Annotated in this window: 14 protein-coding genes; 5 read left to right on the forward strand and 9 right to left on the reverse strand. The window is 63.5% G+C overall.

The features are described 5' to 3' along the window. The first annotated feature begins 85 nt into the window (after window positions 1–85). A complete protein-coding gene (gene msrA / locus D6850_RS13735; protein ID WP_121167944.1) occupies window positions 86–760 on the forward strand; it encodes a peptide-methionine (S)-S-oxide reductase MsrA in 675 nt (224 codons plus the stop codon). A gap of 63 nt (window positions 761–823) precedes the next feature. Here msrA and D6850_RS13740 read toward each other — a convergent pair whose 3' ends face one another. After that, complete coding sequence (locus D6850_RS13740) at window positions 824–3,079, reverse strand: NADP-dependent malic enzyme (RefSeq protein WP_121168437.1); 2,256 nt, start codon at window positions 3,077–3,079, stop codon at window positions 824–826. A 160-nt stretch (window positions 3,080–3,239) separates the two neighbouring features. Here D6850_RS13740 and mutS point away from each other — a divergent pair, with 160 nt between their 5' ends. Further along, complete coding sequence (mutS, locus tag D6850_RS13745; protein ID WP_121167946.1) at window positions 3,240–5,873, forward strand: DNA mismatch repair protein MutS; 2,634 nt, start codon at window positions 3,240–3,242, stop codon at window positions 5,871–5,873. Window positions 5,874–5,908: 35 nt separating this feature from the next. On the opposite strand, the gene D6850_RS13750 is transcribed toward mutS, so the two are convergent. Continuing rightward, the gene (locus D6850_RS13750; protein ID WP_121167948.1) at window positions 5,909–6,469 is read right to left on the reverse strand and encodes a nucleotide exchange factor GrpE; all 561 of its coding nucleotides are present in this window, start codon (window positions 6,467–6,469) and stop codon (window positions 5,909–5,911) included. Window positions 6,470–6,480: 11 nt separating this feature from the next. Continuing rightward, the gene (gene hrcA / locus D6850_RS13755) at window positions 6,481–7,551 is read right to left on the reverse strand and encodes a heat-inducible transcriptional repressor HrcA (protein WP_121167950.1); all 1,071 of its coding nucleotides are present in this window, start codon (window positions 7,549–7,551) and stop codon (window positions 6,481–6,483) included. Window positions 7,552–7,671: 120 nt separating this feature from the next. Between hrcA and rph the strand changes: the two genes are divergently transcribed. From rph to hemW, 3 genes are read left to right on the forward strand one after another with little or no spacing between them, the layout of a single operon-like run. Next, entirely contained in the window at window positions 7,672–8,388 is a 717-nt protein-coding gene (gene rph / locus D6850_RS13760; protein ID WP_121167952.1) for a ribonuclease PH, read from the forward strand. Continuing rightward, window positions 8,381–8,989 carry an RdgB/HAM1 family non-canonical purine NTP pyrophosphatase gene (gene rdgB / locus D6850_RS13765; RefSeq protein WP_245964194.1) on the forward strand — a complete coding sequence of 203 codons (609 nt, stop codon included), beginning with the start codon at window positions 8,381–8,383 and terminating at the stop codon, window positions 8,987–8,989. The genes rph and rdgB overlap by 8 nt, the downstream gene beginning before the upstream one ends. Further along, window positions 8,982–10,136 (forward strand): radical SAM family heme chaperone HemW, encoded by a 1,155-nt coding sequence (gene hemW, locus D6850_RS13770; RefSeq protein WP_121167956.1) that lies wholly within the window; start codon window positions 8,982–8,984, stop codon window positions 10,134–10,136. The genes rdgB and hemW overlap by 8 nt, the downstream gene beginning before the upstream one ends. Window positions 10,137–10,139: 3 nt before the next feature. Here hemW and D6850_RS13775 read toward each other — a convergent pair whose 3' ends face one another. From D6850_RS13775 to rho, 6 genes are read right to left on the reverse strand one after another with little or no spacing between them, the layout of a single operon-like run. Further along, window positions 10,140–11,039: a ParB/RepB/Spo0J family partition protein gene (locus D6850_RS13775; RefSeq protein WP_121167958.1), complete on the reverse strand. Its 900-nt coding sequence runs from the start codon at window positions 11,037–11,039 to the stop codon at window positions 10,140–10,142. A gap of 15 nt (window positions 11,040–11,054) precedes the next feature. After that, window positions 11,055–11,864, reverse strand: a complete 810-nt coding sequence (locus D6850_RS13780; RefSeq protein ID WP_121167960.1) for a ParA family protein — start codon at window positions 11,862–11,864, stop codon at window positions 11,055–11,057. Further along, window positions 11,857–12,468 carry a 16S rRNA (guanine(527)-N(7))-methyltransferase RsmG gene (gene rsmG / locus D6850_RS13785; RefSeq protein WP_121167962.1) on the reverse strand — a complete coding sequence of 204 codons (612 nt, stop codon included), beginning with the start codon at window positions 12,466–12,468 and terminating at the stop codon, window positions 11,857–11,859. The genes D6850_RS13780 and rsmG overlap by 8 nt, the downstream gene beginning before the upstream one ends. After that, complete coding sequence (gene mnmG, locus D6850_RS13790) at window positions 12,465–14,342, reverse strand: tRNA uridine-5-carboxymethylaminomethyl(34) synthesis enzyme MnmG (protein ID WP_121167964.1); 1,878 nt, start codon at window positions 14,340–14,342, stop codon at window positions 12,465–12,467. Before mnmG ends, rsmG begins: the two co-directional genes overlap by 4 nt. Window positions 14,343–14,345: 3 nt before the next feature. Next, on the reverse strand, window positions 14,346–15,635 hold the full coding sequence (gene mnmE, locus D6850_RS13795) for a tRNA uridine-5-carboxymethylaminomethyl(34) synthesis GTPase MnmE (RefSeq protein ID WP_121167966.1): 1,290 nt from the start codon (window positions 15,633–15,635) through the stop codon (window positions 14,346–14,348). Window positions 15,636–15,658: 23 nt separating this feature from the next. Then, window positions 15,659–16,930: a transcription termination factor Rho gene (gene rho, locus D6850_RS13800; RefSeq protein WP_121167968.1), complete on the reverse strand. Its 1,272-nt coding sequence runs from the start codon at window positions 16,928–16,930 to the stop codon at window positions 15,659–15,661. Window positions 16,931–17,008 lie beyond the last annotated feature (78 nt).

The raw sequence follows: 17,008 nt of genomic DNA on the forward strand, positions 1-17,008 counted from the left end.
CACCACCACGTGACATTCCGTTGCACCCGCTTGGCGGCTGCGCGGGCTTCGGCCATGCTTTCGCACAACAGCGAGGTATGCGCCCATGAGCACATCGACGACCAAAGTGAAGACCCTTCTCCTCGGAGCACTGATCGTGCTCGGTCTCTGCGTCCAATCAAACCGCGCTCGCGCCGCCCAGACCGAGGTGCTGACCGTCGCTGGCGGCTGTTTCTGGTGCGTCGAAGCGGATTTCGAATCGGTCAAGGGCGTGACGGAAGTGATTTCGGGCTATACCGGCGGCATGCTCGAAAACCCGACCTACAAGGACGTGACCGCCGGCGGCACCGGCCATTACGAGGCGGCGCAGATCTACTACGACCCGGCCAGGGTCAGCCGTGACACGCTGCTGTCCTTGTTTTTCCGCTCGATCGACCCCCTGGATGCGGGCGGACAGTTCTGCGACCGCGGCGACAGCTATCGCACGGCCATCTTCGTCGGCAGCGAAGCCGAGCGCCAGGCGGCCGAACGCGCCAAGTCCGACGCGCAGAAGGCGCTGGGCCAAGCAATCGTGACCCCGATCCTGCCGCGCAAGACTTTCTACAAGGCCGAGGATTACCACCAGGACTACTACAAGAGCGACGACCGCCTCGCCTTCAGCAGCGTCGGCATCGGCGTAAAGAAATCGACTGCTTACAAACGCTACCGCAAAGGCTGCCGCCGCGACGACCGCGTGCGCGCTCTCTGGGGCGACGCAGCTCCCTTCGCCAAGGGGCACTGAACGCCACTCGGTCCTTCTTCTTTGTAAAAATACTTAATTAACGTGGCCGTGCATGCGCCCACGTCAGCCCACCTTGCACGCCGCCAGCACCGCCATATTCAGGATATCGGTCGCGGTGGATGCGGTCGGGCAAATCTGGATCGACTGGTCCACGCCCGCCAGGATCGGTCCGATCACCGTCGCGCCCGCCATTTCCTGCATCAGCTTGACCGAGATCGACGCCGAATGCCGCGCCGGCACCACCAGGATGTTCGCCGGGCCGGTCAGCCGCTGGAACGGGTATTGCTCCTGCGCCGCGGTATTCAGCGCCACGTCGACGGTCATCTCGCCCTCGAACTCGAAATCGACGCCGCGCGCTTCAAGCACGCGGGGCGCCCGGTGCATCTTCTCTGCGCGTTCCGAACGCGGATGACCGAAGGTCGAAAAACTGACGAAGGCGACGCGCGGCTCCAGCCCGAGATGCCGCGCCACCCCGGCCGAGCGTTCCGCAATGGTGGCAAGGTCGTCCTCTTCGGGCCATTCATGCACCAGCGTATCGGCCACCAACACGATTCGCCCCTTCAGCATGAGCGCCGTCACCCCCGCCGCCCCGTGCGCCGCGTCCGCGTCGAAGACATGGTTTATGAGGTCCAGCACATGCGCCGCCTTGCGCGTCGCCCCGGTGACAAGCCCGTCGCCATGCCCATGCGCCAGCATCAGCGAGGCAAAGACGTGCCGGTCGCGCGAGGCGAGCCGGTGAATGTCGTGCCGGTCGAAGCCGCGCCGTTGCAGCCGCTCGTAAAGAAAGCGGCGATACTCTTCGAGATGCGCGGTATTGGCCGCATTCACGATCTCGAGCTCGGCGACCGCATCGCCCATGCCGGCGGCGGCGAGCTTTTCCTTCACGTCCGCCTCGCGGCCCACGACCAGCGCGTGACCCATGCCCGCACGCTGGTATTGCACCGCGGCCCGCAGCACGCGCGGATCGTCGCCTTCGGCGAAGATCATCCGCGCCTGCGCGTTGCGCGCCCGCGCGTTGATCGAACGCATGATCGACGCGGTCGGATCCATCCGGCTGCGCAGCGCGACCTCGTAGGCCTCCATGTCCACGATGGGCCGCCGCGCGGCGCCTGTTTCCATGCCCGCCCGCGCAACCGCCGGCGGGATCGTGTAGATCAGCCGCGGATCGAAAGGCGCCGGTATGATGTAATCGCGCCCGAAGCTGAGCTTGCGCCCGTAAGCCATGCCGACCTCGTCGGGCACGTCCGCCCGGGCGAGCCGCGCCAGCGCCGCGGCGCAGGCGATCTTCATTTCGTCGTTGATCGCGCGGGCATGGACGTCAAGCGCGCCTCGAAACAGGTAGGGAAAGCCCAGAACGTTGTTCACCTGATTTGGATAGTCGCTGCGTCCCGTGGCGACGATGGCGTCCTCGCGGACCTCGTGCGCCTCCTCGGGCGTGATCTCGGGGTCGGGATTGGCCATCGCAAAGATCACCGGGTCGCGCGCCATGCTTTCGACCATCGCCTGCGTCACCGCGCCCTTGGCTGACACCCCGAGAAACACGTCCGCGCCCTCCATCGCTTCCTCGAGCGTGCGCAGATCGGTGGCGACGGCATGCGCCGATTTCCACTGGTTCATGCCCTCGCTTCGCCCCTGGTAGATCACGCCCTTGGTATCGCACGCGATGCAATTCTCGTGACGCGCGCCCATCGCCTTGAGAAGCTCGATACAGGCGATCCCCGCGGCGCCCGCGCCGTTAAGCACGATTCGGACATCCTCGATCCGCTTGCCGCTGAGATGCAGCGCGTTGATGAGCCCGGCGGCGCAGATCACCGCTGTCCCGTGCTGGTCGTCGTGAAAGACGGGGATGTCCATCTCTTCCTTGAGGCGCTGCTCGATGATGAAACATTCCGGCGCCTTGATATCCTCGAGATTGATGCCGCCGAAGGTCGGCCCCATCAGCCGCACGGCGTTGCAGAACGCATCCGGGTCCTCGGTGTCCAGCTCGATGTCGATGGAATTCACGTCGGCGAACCGCTTGAAGAGCACCGCCTTGCCCTCCATCACCGGTTTCGACCCTAACGCACCCAGATTCCCCAATCCCAGCACCGCCGTGCCATTGGAAATCACCGCGACGAGATTGCCCTTGTTGGTGTAGTCATACACCGTCTCGGGGTTCTCTGCGATGGCCTGGCAGGGCACCGCGACCCCGGGGGAATAGGCAAGGCTCAGATCGCGCTGCGTGGTCATCGGGACCGTCGCGGTGATCTCGAACTTGCCGGGCGTCGGCTCAAGGTGAAAGGCGAGCGCCTCTTCCTTGGTGAATTTGGGGTTGGGCATCGGGTCTGCGTCCTTGCTAAGCGGTTCTGTCTGCATACCCGCCCTTCGCTGTTGTCTCAACTGCGCGCTTTGGGCTTTCGTCCCCTGCACGGTATTTGTAGGTTCGGGCCAAATCGCCGGGGGGCTTTTCTTGACGTCTGCTGCATCCACCGTGACGCCGATGATGGCGCAATATCTCGAGATCAAGGAAGCGCATTCCGACGCGCTCCTGTTCTACCGGATGGGCGATTTCTATGAACTCTTCTTCGACGACGCCGTCGCCGCCGCCGAGGCGCTCGATATCGCGCTGACCAAGCGGGGCAAGCACCTGGGCGAGGATATCGCGATGTGCGGCGTGCCGGTGCATTCCGCCGAAGGTTACCTTCTGACGCTCATCCGCAAGGGGTTTCGCGTGGCGGTCTGCGAACAGCTCGAAGACCCCTCCGAAGCCAAGAAACGCGGATCCAAGTCGGTGGTGAAGCGCGGGGTCGTGCGGCTGGTCACACCTGGCACCCTGACAGAGGAATCGCTGCTCGAGGCGCGGCGGCACAACTATCTCGCTGCAATCGGGCAGGTGCGCGGGGAACATGCGCTCGCCTGGGCCGATATCTCGACCGGGGCGTTTCATGTGATGGCGCTGAATGGCGCGCATGTGCCGCCGGAACTCGCGCATCTGCGTCCGAGCGAGGTGATCATCGCGGACGGCGCGCAGGAGGATTGGGCCGAAGCAGTCTCTGAAACCGGCGCTGCGCTCACCCCCATCGGGCGCGCGGCCTTCGACAGCGCGGGGGCCGAGAAACGCCTCTGCGCCCTGTTCGAGGTTGGCACGCTCGATTCTTTCGGCGCGTTCACGCGGCCCGAACTCTCGGCGCTTGGCGCGTTGGTCGAATACCTGGAACTCACGCAAAAGGGAAAACTGCCCCTGCTGCGCCCGCCCCAGCGCGAGGACCGCGCCGGAGCGATGCAAATCGACGCCGCCACGCGTCGCAACCTCGAATTGACGCACGCGCTTTCGGGCGGGCGGGCCGGATCGCTTCTCGCGACCATCGACCGGACGGTGACCGCCGGCGGCGCGCGGCTGCTTGAGCGGCGGATTTCCAGCCCGTCGCGCAGCCTCGCCGCGATCCAAGCGCGGCTGGACGCGGTGAGTTTTGCGCTGGAACAGTCTCGAGTCGCGCAGGAACTCCGGGACAGTCTGCGCAAGACGCCTGACCTCGACCGCGCGTTGTCGCGGCTGGGCCTTGACCGGGGCGGGCCGCGCGACCTCGCGGCGATCCGCAACGGACTGCAACAGGCCGAGGCCATCGCCGCTCTGCTCGACCCCTTCGACCTGCCAGCCCAATTGTCCGCGGCCGCCGACGATCTGACGGGGCAGGCCGAACTGCTCGACCTACTGGATCAGGCGCTGGTGGCCGAACCGCCGCTCCTCGCGCGTGACGGCGGCTTCATCGCGGCCGGCTATGACGAGGAACTGGACGAAATGCGCCGCCTGCGCGACGAAGGGCGCGGCGTGATCGCCGGGATGCAGGCCGATTACGCCAAACAGACCGGCATCGCCTCGCTCAAGGTCAAGCACAACAACGTGCTGGGCTACTTCGTCGAGGTAACGGCGACCCATGCCGACAAGATGCTTTCACCCCCCCTCAACGAGACGTTCAAGCACCGCCAGACCACCGCCAGCCAGGTCCGGTTCACCACCGTGCCGCTGTCCGAGATGGAGACCAGGATCCTGAACGCAGGAGGCCGGGCGATCGAGATCGAAAAACGGCTCTATGACAGCCTGAAAGAACAGATCCTGGACCATTTTGCCGAGCTCTCGCAAACCGCCCGCGCGCTCTCTGAGATTGACCTCGCCACCGCGCTGGCCAACCTCGCCGCGGGGTTAGACTGGTGTCGGCCCGACGTGGACGACAGCCGCGCGCTCGACATTACCGGCGGCCGGCATCCGGTGGTGGAGGCGGCGTTGCAGGCGCAGGGCGCGGGGCCGTTCATCGCCAACGATTGCAGCCTCGGCGGGTCCAGCGATATCTGGCTGCTGACCGGCCCGAACATGGCGGGCAAGTCCACCTTTTTGCGGCAGAACGCGCTGATCGCGCTGCTGGCGCAAGCGGGCAGCTACGTCCCCGCGCAATCGGCGCATGTCGGACTGGTCAGCCAGCTTTTCAGCCGGGTGGGCGCGTCGGATGACCTTGCGCGCGGGCGCTCGACCTTCATGGTCGAAATGGTTGAAACCGCCGCGATCCTCAACCAGGCGGATGCACGCGCGCTTGTCATCCTAGACGAGATCGGGCGCGGCACGGCGACCTATGACGGGCTCAGCATCGCCTGGGCGACGCTGGAGCACCTGCACGAGGTGAACGGCTGCCGGGCGCTCTTTGCGACGCATTACCACGAACTGACCCGCCTGCCGGACAAGCTCGGCCGGATCGAGAACGCGACCGTGAGCGTGAAGGAACACGACGGCGAGGTGATCTTCCTGCACGAGGTGCGGCGCGGCGCGGCGGATCGCTCTTACGGCGTGCAGGTGGCCAAGCTGGCCGGGCTACCGGCGAGCGTGGTGGAGCGCGCGCGCGTGGTGCTCGACGCGCTGGAAAAGGGCGAACGCGAAGGCGGCGGCGCGCGCGCCGCGGTGATCGACGACCTGCCTCTCTTTGCCGTGCAGCCCGCCGCACCCCCGCCCCGCGCGTCAGCGCCGCCTGCGGTAGAGGCGCGACTGGCCGAGGTACTGCCAGACACGCTCAGCCCGCGCGCCGCGCTCGACCTGGTTTACGAGCTGTGCGATCTGCTGAACCAGCGGGACGAAGCAGCGGAATAGAGCCGATTCCGCGCGCGTCCACCGCCCGCCGCCGGTTAAGCCTGCATCGATGAAACGCCAACCTGCGCGGGGCGCAGGATGCGGTCATGCAGCATGAAGCCCTCGGCCGAGACCTGGATGATTTCGCCCGCCTTGGTGCCGGGCAGCGGCGCCTCGAACATCGCCTCGTGATGCTCGGGGTCGAACTTGTCCCCGATCTCGGGCGACACGATCTGGATGCCGTGGCGGTTGAACACGTTAATCAGCTCGCGCAGCGTGAGCTCGATCCCCTCGATGAGCCCCGGCGACGCCGTCTTCTGATCATCGTTCACGCTGTCGAGCGCCCGCTTGAGGTTGTCATAGACCGGCAACAGGTCACGGGCGAGCTTGGTCCCGCCGTAATGCTCCGCCTCGCGCCGGTCGCGGTCGGCGCGCTTGCGCACGTTCTCGGCGTCCGCGAGCGCGCGCATGAACTTGTCGCGGAAGGCGTCACGCTCCGCCCGCAGTGAATCAAGCTCGATCGCCTCGTCGGAGATCTCCTCTTCCTGCGCCTCGTATGCTTCCGCTTCGACCTGGTCGATATCGTCCAGGAAGTCTTCGTTCTTCTGCTCGGCCATAGTCCGCCCTTCTAACTTCTGTCCGCTATCAGCTTGCCCACAAGCTGCGCGGTATAATCCACGATCGGCACGATGCGCCCGTAGTTCAGCCGCGTGGGTCCGATGACCCCGACCGCACCGACGATCTTACGATCAGCGTTCATATAAGGAGAGACCACCAAAGAGGAACCCGAAAGTGAGAAAAGTTTGTTTTCCGAGCCTATAAAGATACGCACGCCTTCGCCTTCGTCGGCGAGTTCGAGGAAATCGGCGATGTCGCGCTTGCGCTCAAGGTCGTCGAACAGCGTCTTGATCCGGTCTAGATCGGCCTCGGGCCCCGCCGCGCCCAGCAGATTCGCCCGCCCGCGCACGATCAGTCGTTCGGGGCTGTCGCCTTCGGCCTCCGCGTCCCAGACGGCCAGCCCGCTTTCGACCATCGCATGCGCCAACTGGTCGATCTCTTGCCGGCGCTCGGCGATTTGCTGTGCGATCACGGTTTGCAGATCGCTGAGCGTGCGCCCCTCGACCAGCGCGTTCAGAAAATTCGCGGCCTCGCGCATGGAGCTCGGAGTCTGTCCCGGCGGCGGGGCGAAGATGCGGTTCTCCACGTGCCCATCGGCAAAGACCAGCACCACCATCGCGCGGTCATGGCCCAGGCTCACGAACTCGATATGCTTGATGGGCGCCTCGTGCTTCGGGGCCAGCACCAGCGACGCGCCCTGCGTCACGCCCGAAAGAGCCGAACCGATCCGGTCCAGCATGTCGCCCACGTCCTGGCTGTTGCTGGTCACGGTGGCGTCCATCGCCGCCCGGTCGGTGACCTGCAAATCGCCCACCTCCAGCAGACCGTCCACGAACATCCGCAAGCCCCCTTCGGTCGGAACCCGGCCGGCGCTGACATGGGGACTTCCCAGCAGGCCCATGTATTCGAGGTCCTGCATGACGTTGCGGATCGTGGCGGCGCTGACCTTCTCGCTCATGTCGCGGGTCAGGCTGCGCGACCCGACCGGCGCGCCGGTCGCAAGGTATCCCTCCACCACGCGGCGGAACACCTCGCGCGACCGGTCGTTCATTTCCTCCAGCAGCTTTCTGCCGTCCGTCATCGGGATGTCTGTCCTTTGCTGGTCCGTCATTACAATCCGCCCGCTGCGAAAGGTCAATTGGGGTTGGCTCTGACGCGCGCGCCTTGTATCCCCTGCCCAAAGTGGAAAAAGGGTAGGCCGATGCGTCCTTCGGGAAGAGAGTTAAGCGAAATGCGCACCGTTTCAATCGAAACGGGCGTCACGAAACACGCCGAAGGGTCCTGCATGATCCGCATCGGCGACACGCACGTCCTGTGCACCGCCACCATCGAGGACCGCGTGCCGCCCTTCATCAAGGGATCGGGCCTTGGCTGGGTGACGGCGGAATACGGAATGCTGCCGCGCTCCACCACGTCGCGGATGCGGCGCGAGGCGCAGGCCGGCAAGCAGGGCGGGCGCACCGTCGAGATCCAGCGCCTGATCGGGCGCAGCTTGCGCGCCGGGGTCGACCGCGTCGCGCTGGGCGAGCGGCAGATCACCATCGACTGCGACGTGATCCAGGCCGATGGCGGCACCCGCTGCGCAGCGATCACCGGCGGCTGGGTGGTGCTCAAACTCGCCGTGCAGAAGCTGATGAAGGCGGGCGAAGTGACGAGCGATCCGCTCACCGACCCGGTCGCCGCTGTCAGCTGCGGCATCTATGCCGGTCAGCCCGTGCTCGACCTCGACTATCCCGAAGACAGCGAGGCGGGTGTTGACGGCAATTTCATCATGACCGGGTCCAAGCGTCTGATCGAGGTCCAGATGTCCGCCGAAGGGTCGACCTATTCGCGCGACCAGATGAACCAGCTTCTCGACCTTGCCGAAAAGGGCGTAGATGAGCTGGTCGCGGCGCAATTGGCGGCGACCGGTGCGTAAGTTCTCGGGCGATACGCTGCTGGTCGCGACCCACAACACCGGCAAGCTGGAAGAGATCGCGCACCTCCTCCAGCCCTACGGCGTTCGTGTGATTGGAGCCGCGGCCCGAGATTTGCCCGTGCCGGAGGAAACCGAGACGACATTCGCGGGAAACGCGCGGATCAAGGCCCACGCCGCCGCCCGCGCCACCGGCCTGCCTGCCCTTTCGGACGACAGCGGGCTCGAGATCGACGCGCTGGACGGCGCGCCCGGCGTCTATACCGCGGATTGGGCCGAAACCCCCAACGGCCGCGATTTCGTCATGGCGATGACCAAGGCGCATGACCTGCTGCTCCAGTCCGGCAAGCCCGAGCCTTGGAGCGCGCGGTTCTGCTGCACGCTCGTCCTCGCCTGGCCCGATGGCCATGACGAGGTGTTTCCAGGCGTGATCGAGGGCCGCGTCACTTGGCCGATGCGCGGCGATCAGGGGCATGGCTATGACCCGATCTTCCTCCCCGATGGCTACGACACAACCTTCGCCGAAATGGACCGCTGGGAAAAGAACCGCATGAGCCATCGCGCCGATGCCTTCGCCAAACTCGTGAAGGGCTGCTTTGACTGAGGATTGGCGCGAGGGCGGTTTCGGCCTCTACATCCACTGGCCGTTCTGCGAGGCCAAGTGCCCCTACTGCGATTTCAACAGTCATGTCGCGCGCGAGATCAATCAATCGGCGTGGCGCAGAGCCTATTTAACTGAAATCGACCGGGTCGCCGCGCTGACCCCGGACCGTGTGTTGCGATCCGTTTTCTTCGGCGGCGGCACGCCCAGCCTGATGGCGCCGGAAACCGTCGATGCGATCCTGACGCGCGTGCGCGAAGCATGGACCCAAGCCAACGATATCGAGATCACGCTCGAGGCGAATCCCGGCTCGGTCGAGGCGGGCCGATTTCGCGCCTACGCACAGGCCGGCGTGAACCGCGTATCGATGGGCGTTCAGGCGATGAACGACGACGATCTTCGCAGGCTCGGACGTCTGCATACCGTGCAAGAAGCGCAATCCGCGTTCGATATCGCGCGCGCGTGTTTCGAGCGCGTCAGTTTCGACCTGATCTACGCTCGCCAGGATCAGTCGCCCGAACATTGGCGCGCCGAGTTGACCGAGGCGCTCGCGATGGCCGTGGATCACCTCTCGCTTTATCAGTTATCCATCGAACCCGGCACCGCCTTCGGGGATCGTTTTGCCAAAGGCAAGCTGAAAGGCTTGCCTATTGAGGATACAGCCGCTGACATGTACGAGTTGACGCAAGAGCTTTGCGATGCGGCCGGCATGCCGGCTTACGAGGTTTCGAATCACGCCATACCGGGCGCGGAATCGCGCCACAACCTCATCTACTGGCAGGCCGGCAATTATGCCGGGATCGGCCCCGGCGCGCATGGTCGGCTCACGCTCAACGGTGAACGACACGCCACCGAGGCATGGGCCCAACCCGGCAAATGGCTGAACGCTGTTAAAGATGGCGCGCCCGAGAAGGTCGCGACGCCGCTCAGCCCGAACGAACAAGCCGACGAATACCTGATGATGGGCCTGCGCGTCACCGACGGGATCGACATTCGCCGTTATGCGGCCCTGCGCGGCGCCCCGCTTAACTCCGGGGTCGTGTCCGAACTGACCGAGTTGGGAATGATTTGCGAGGAAGCCGGCCGATTGCGTGCGACGCGGCAAGGTCGCATGGTCCTCAACGCCATCATCACGCGGCTGTTGGCCTGAACGTCACCCCGCGCTCAGAAGACGGCAAAGCGTATCGAGTTCGTCCAGGTTGCCGTAACGGATCGTGATCTGGCCGTTCTCCTGACCTGTCACATGATCGACACTCACCTTCATCCCGAGCGCCGCGGAAAGATCGCTTTCGATCGCGCGGGTATCGGCATCCTTCTGAGCCGGCTTGCCGCGTCTCGCCGATTGTCCCGAATTGGTGAAGACGTTATCGATACTCTTCTTGACGAGCTTTTCAGTATCGCGAACCGACAACCCCTTCTTCACGACTTCCCTCGCCAACACAGCCGCGTTGTCCGAGGTGATCAACGTCCTCGCATGCCCGGCGGACAGCTTGCCGTCCCTGACCAGCGCCTGCACTTCGTCGGGAAGCTGCGTCAGGCGCATCGTGTTCGCGATGTGGCTGCGGCTCTTGCCCAACGCCTCGGCGAGCTTTTCCTGCGTGTGGCCGAATTTCTGCATCAACTGCTGATATCCCGCCGCCTCCTCCACCGGGTTCAGGTCGGCGCGCTGGATATTCTCGATGATCGCGATCTCGAGCACCTCGGTATCGTCGAATTCCCGCACGATCACCGGGATCCGGTGCAGTTGCGCCTTCTGCGCGGCCCGCCACCGCCGCTCGCCCGCAACGATCTGGTAGTCGCCCTCGCTCCCGGGCATGGGCCGAACGATCAACGGCTGGATGATCCCCTTTTCCCGGATCGAACGCGTCAGATCGGCCAGCGCCTCTTCGTCGAATTTCTGGCGCGGCTGGTCGGGGTTGGGGCTGACATGCTCGATCGCGATCATCATGTCGGGCGTCTTGGGCGCAGCCGTGGCCTGCTGATCGGTCACATCGGACATCAGCGCGGACAATCCCCGCCCAAGGCCACGTTGCTTGGATTTCTTGTCTGACATCTGGTTCACCCTTTCCTAGGCGGCGATTGCGGCGTTTTTCTGCATGATTTCCGTCGCTAGGGCGCGATATGCCTCGGCCCCGCGCGAATTCGGATCGTATTCAAGAACCGAAACGGCGTAGGACGGAGCCTCGCTGACACGGACGTTGCGCGGGATTCTTGTCTTGAAAACCAGCTCCCCCAGGTTGTCGCGCGCGTCCTTTTCGACCTGCCCCGACAGGTTGTTGCGGGAATCGAACATGGTCAGCACGATGCCCTCGATCCGAAGGTTTGGGTTTGCCGTCTGGCGAACCTCTCGCACCGTCAGCATGAGTTGCGACAGCCCTTCCAGCGCAAAGAACTCGCTTTGCAGCGGGACCAGAACGGAATGCGCGGCGACCATCGCGTTCACCGTCAATAGGTTGAGCGAAGGTGGGCAATCGATCAACACGTAATCGAGCGCGTAGGAGTCCATTTCCGTCTGACGCAGCGCATCATGTAGCAGATAACTCCGCTTCTCGTTCGAGATAAGCTCAATGTCCGCCGAACTGAGATCAACCGTCGCCGGGATGATCATGAGATTATCGTCATTCGTCGACTGGATCACCTCGCCAAGCGCGATTTCTTCGAGCAATAGCTCATAGGTCGTGTATTCCCGGTTATCCGCTTCGATACCCAGACCAGTCGACGCATTCCCCTGCGGATCGAGATCCACGATCAGCACCCGCTGACCCGCCTGGGCGAGCGCCGCGCCAAGGTTGATTGTCGTCGTCGTCTTGCCAACGCCGCCTTTCTGGTTGGCGATTGCTATGATCCGCGGGCCGCGCGGACGGGTCGGGTCAGTCACGGGATACTCCTGATATCTTGAGGATGGCGGCAGCAGGATCTGTTCTGCTCTTAGCAACTTCAATATCAAAGCGCCACCGCGATCGCGCGTTAGCCACCTCTTCCTGCCAGCGCGCACCTTTCGGAAACAGGGCGCAGCCACGCGTCTTCATATGGCGTTCCGCGAAACCGAGCAGCCGATCGAGATCAGCCAGTGCGCGGGCGCTAAGGACATCTGCTCCCAGCGGCTCGATATCCTCGATGCGGTCCGCGATCACCTCGGCTGTGCAGCCGGTTTGACGCAGTGCGCTTCGCAGGAACGCGCATTTCCGCTGATCGCTCTCCACCAGCGTCATGCGCGCGTCCGGCTGGAACTCGGATAGCAGGATCGCGATGACGATCCCTGGAAAGCCTCCACCGGACCCGAGATCCACCCAATGGCGCAGGGTCGGCGGCGCCAGATCAAGATTCTGGGCAGAATCTGCAATATGACGCTCCCATAGATGTGCAATGCTGGACTTGGAAACCAGGTTGATCCGCGGGTTCCATTTCTCGACAAGTTCGGCGTAAACCTTCAGTCGGTCATTTGTTTCACGTGAAACATTCGGCAAGGTTACCGCATTCATGCCGACCGATCTTTCGCACGCTGCTTCAACCGCGTCAGAAGCAGCGTCAACGCAGCAGGCGTCATGCCGTCGATCCGCGCGGCTTGCCCCAATGTTTCCGGCCGCACATGTGCGAGCTTCAGCTTCAGCTCGTTCGAGAGCCCCGAAATAGCCTCATAATTAAAACCACGCGGAATAATATGCGCCTCATCTCGCTTGATCATTTCCGCATCGCGGTTCTGACGGTCTATATAATTCGCATAAAGCGCATCTCGCTCAAGCTGGGCGCGCGATTCCGCATCCACCTCGGCCCAATCCGATTGCAGGCGGATGAGGTCGTTAAAACCGATCTTCGGGAACGCAAGCAACTGGAATCCGCTCCGGCGCGCGCCATCCTGGTTAACCTCAATCCCCACGTCGATAAGCTGGCGCGGGGTGAACGACTCGGCCTCGATACGCTCGCGCGCTGCCGTAAGGCGCTCCATCTTGTCCTCAAAGACAGCGCGGCGCGGCTCACCCACACATCCCACCCTCACTCCGATCGGCGTCAATCTCTGATCCGCGTTGTCCGCACGAAGCGACAGCCTGAATTCCGCACGCGAAGTAAACATGCGATAGGGTTCGGACACGCCGCGAGTGATGAGATCGTCGATCATCACGCCGATGTAGCTTTCCGCGCGGCTGAACGTGATCGGGTCACGCCCCAACGCTGCCGCCGCCGCGTTCAACCCGGAGACAAGCCCCTGCGCCGCCGCCTCCTCATAACCGGTCGTTCCATTGATCTGGCCGGCGAGGTACAGCCCGGGCACGTCCTTGACAGAAAGATCGGCGTTCAGCGCGCGGGGATCGACGTAATCATACTCGATCGCATAGCCCGGTTGGAGGATCTCCGCATTCTCGAGCCCCCGAATGGATCGGACATAAGCCTGCTGAACCTCCTCGGGCAGCGATGTCGAAATCCCGTTGGGGTAGATCACATCGTCGGACAGGCTCTCGGGTTCGAGAAAGATCTGATGCGTATCCTTGTCCGCGAACCGCACGATCTTGTCCTCGATCGAGGGACAATAGCGCGGGCCGACACCGTCGATATGCCCGCCATACATTGCGGACCGTTCAAGGTTCTCTCGAATGATGTCATGCGTTCGCGCGTTTGTATGGGTGATCCCGCAAACCACCTGCCGTACGCCGGGTTTCCTTGAAAGGAACGAGAACATCGTCGGTTCGTCATCGCCAGGCTGTTTTTCAAGCCGCGTCCAATCGATGGTCTTTCCGTTCAACCGCGGTGGTGTGCCGGTCTTGAGCCGTCCCATCGCCAGATCAAAGCTGTCCATCCGCTCAGCCAGGCGAACAGACGGCTTATCGCCCATCCGTCCTCCGGGGCGCGCCACGTCCCCGATATGAATGACACCCCGCAGGAAAGTCCCCGTCGTCAGGACGACGGCAGCAGCCGTCACTTCGCTTCCATCGGCGAGTTCGATCCCCGAAACCCGCCCATTGCGCATCAGGAAGTCGCAGGCTTCTCCCTCGATGATCGTCAGGTTCGGTTGGTTCGCCATCACGCACTGCATCTGTTCGCGATAGATCTTGCGGTCCGCTTGCGCGCGCGGTCCTTGCACCGCTGGACCTTTGCGCCGGTTCAACAGACGGAACTGAATCCCGGCTGCATCGGCAACCCGCCCCATGACCCCGTCGAGCGCATCGATCTCCCGGACGAGATGCCCTTTACCCAGGCCACCAATCGCCGGATTGCAGGACATCACGCCGATGCCTGCCCTCGTCAGCGTGATCAAGGCCGTGCGCGCACCCATCCTGGCGGCCGCGTGCGCTGCGTCCGCGCCAGCGTGCCCGCCTCCGATGACGATGACGTCGAAATCCCGATGTTTCACGTGAAACACTCCTTACTTACCCAGACAGAAGCTCGCAAAGATTTCGTCCAGCACATTCTCAATGTCGATCCGTCCAACCAGCGAATCAAGGGCCCGGATCGCGGCCCGAAGTTCTTCGGCGGCAAAATCCGACATACCGTCAGCATTACCTAACATGTCCAGCGCTCGTGCGAGCGATTCGTTTCCCCGCATCATGGCCGAGCGATGCCGCGCCCGGGTCGCGATGCCGGCGCTCGCGCTGCGGGTCTTCAACACCTCCGTGATCGCCCCAATTAGCTGCGGAATACCGGCCCCGGTTTTACCGGACACCGCGCCGCTCTCTGCATTCTCGAGCAGATCAGCCTTGGCGCGCAAGACGATATCATCGGCGCTTGGCTCCAAGGGCGGACCTTCCTCCTTTTCAACGAGGAAAACCCGCAAATCCGCCTGCGCCGCCCGGTCGAGCGCACGACTGACGCCGACGGCCTCGATTTCGTCCTCGGCGTCTCGCAGCCCCGCGGTATCCAGCAGCGTCACGGGCAAACCGCCAAGGTCCATCCGAACTTCGATCACATCGCGCGTCGTGCCTGCGATTTCGGAGGTGATCGCCGCATCGCGCCCGGCAAGCGCGTTGAGCAAGGTCGACTTTCCGACATTCGGTGCGCCGACAATCGCCACCTCGAACCCCGAGCGAATCCGCTCGGCCATCCCGACGCCCGCGATCTCGGCCTTGATCGCCGCGCGAACGCCACCGACAAGCTCGCGAACCTCGGGCGCGACATCGACCGGCACCTCTTCATCCGCGAAGTCTATCGTCGCCTCCAGCAACGCCGCCGCGCGGATGAGATCACGCCGCCAGTCCTCCGCGCGCCTGCCCAGATCCCCGGACAGGACCCGCAACGCCTGGCGTCTTTGGGTCTCGGTTTCTGCGTCGATCAGATCGGCGAGTCCCTCGACCTGCGCAGCATCGAGCCGACCGTTATCAAGCGCGCGCCTGGTAAATTCACCAGGTTCCGCAAGGCGAACACCTTCGTGCCGACCGATTTCATCCATAACCGCAGTCACGACCGCCGGACCGCCATGCACCTGGAACTCAACACTGTCTTCGCCAGTATAGCTGCGATCCGCCTCGAACCGGATCACCAGCGCCTGGTCAAGCCGCCCGCCATCCGCCCCGCGGAGCGTTCGCACCGACGCAATGCGCGCAGCAGGCGCGTCACCGCAAAGCGCCTTGCAAATATCGAGACTCTGGGCGCCGGACACGCGGATCACCGCGACGCCGGCCTTGCCCTGCGCGCTCGATAGCGCGTAAATCGTATCCATCGGGGCGCCCCCGTGACAGACCTCTATGTGTTCATCGAATCGAAGAATTCGGCGTTGGTCTTGGTCTGCTTCAGCTTGGAGATCAGGAACTCGATGGCGTCCGTCGTACCCATCGGGTTGAGGATGCGCCGCAGCACGAAGGTCTTTTGCAAATCAACCTTGTCGACCAGCAGGTCTTCTTTCCGCGTGCCCGACTTGAGAATGTCGATTGCCGGGAACACGCGTTTGTCAGCGATCTTGCGATCCAGAACCAGCTCCGAGTTGCCGGTGCCCTTGAACTCTTCGAAGATCACCTCGTCCATTCGGCTGCCGGTATCGATCAGCGCCGTCGAGATGATGGTGAGCGATCCGCCCTCCTCGATGTTTCGCGCGGCGCCAAAGAACCGCTTGGGCCGTTGCAGCGCGTTTGCGTCCACGCCGCCGGTCAGAACCTTACCCGAGGACGGCACAACCGTGTTGTAAGCCCTACCAAGTCTTGTGATAGAATCCAGAAGAATAACAACATCTCGTTTGTGCTCGACCAGTCGCTTCGCCTTTTCGATCACCATCTCGGCCACGGCGACATGGCGCGTCGCCGGTTCGTCGAAGGTGGAACTGACGACCTCGCCCTTAACGGACCGCTGCATGTCGGTCACCTCTTCGGGGCGCTCATCGATCAGCAACACGATCAGGTAGCATTCGGGATGGTTCTTCTCGATCGAATTGGCGATGTTCTGGAGGATAACCGTCTTGCCCGTCCGCGGCGGCGCCACGATGAGCGACCGCTGCCCCTTGCCGATCGGCGCGACCAGGTCGATGATCCGCGCGGTGCGGTCCTTGAGCGTCGGGTCCTCGATCTCAAGGTTGAGCCTTTCATCTGGGTAAAGCGGCGTCAGGTTGTCGAAGGCCACCTTGTGGTTGGCCTTCTCCGGATCCTCGAAATTGATCTGGCTCACCGTGGTGACGGTAAAATACCGCTCCTGGTCCTCGGGCTGCTTGATCTCACCCTCGACCGTGTCGCCCGTGCGCAGGGAGAACCGGCGGATAACCTCAGGCGAAACATAGATGTCGTCCGGTCCCGGAAGGTAGTTCGCCTCGGGCGAGCGCAGGAATCCGAACCCGTCCTGCAGCACCTCGAGCACGCCGTCGCCATAGACGGTCCAACCCTCCTCGGCGCGTTCCTTGAGGATCGAGAACATCATCTCACCCTTGCGCATGGTCGAGGCGTTCTCGATCTCGAGCTCCTCGGCCATTGCCAGAAGATCCTTGGCGGTTTGCGCCTTGAGGTCGGAGAGGTTCAGACGGTCGTCGGACATGGGTTCACCTGTATCCCGCATATCGGTTTGCGGGCGAAACTATAGCAAGAGGAAGACGCGGTACCCGGACGGGACGCA

It is taken from the genome of Roseovarius spongiae, assembly GCF_003651245.1.
GTDB lineage: Bacteria > Pseudomonadota > Alphaproteobacteria > Rhodobacterales > Rhodobacteraceae > Roseovarius > Roseovarius spongiae.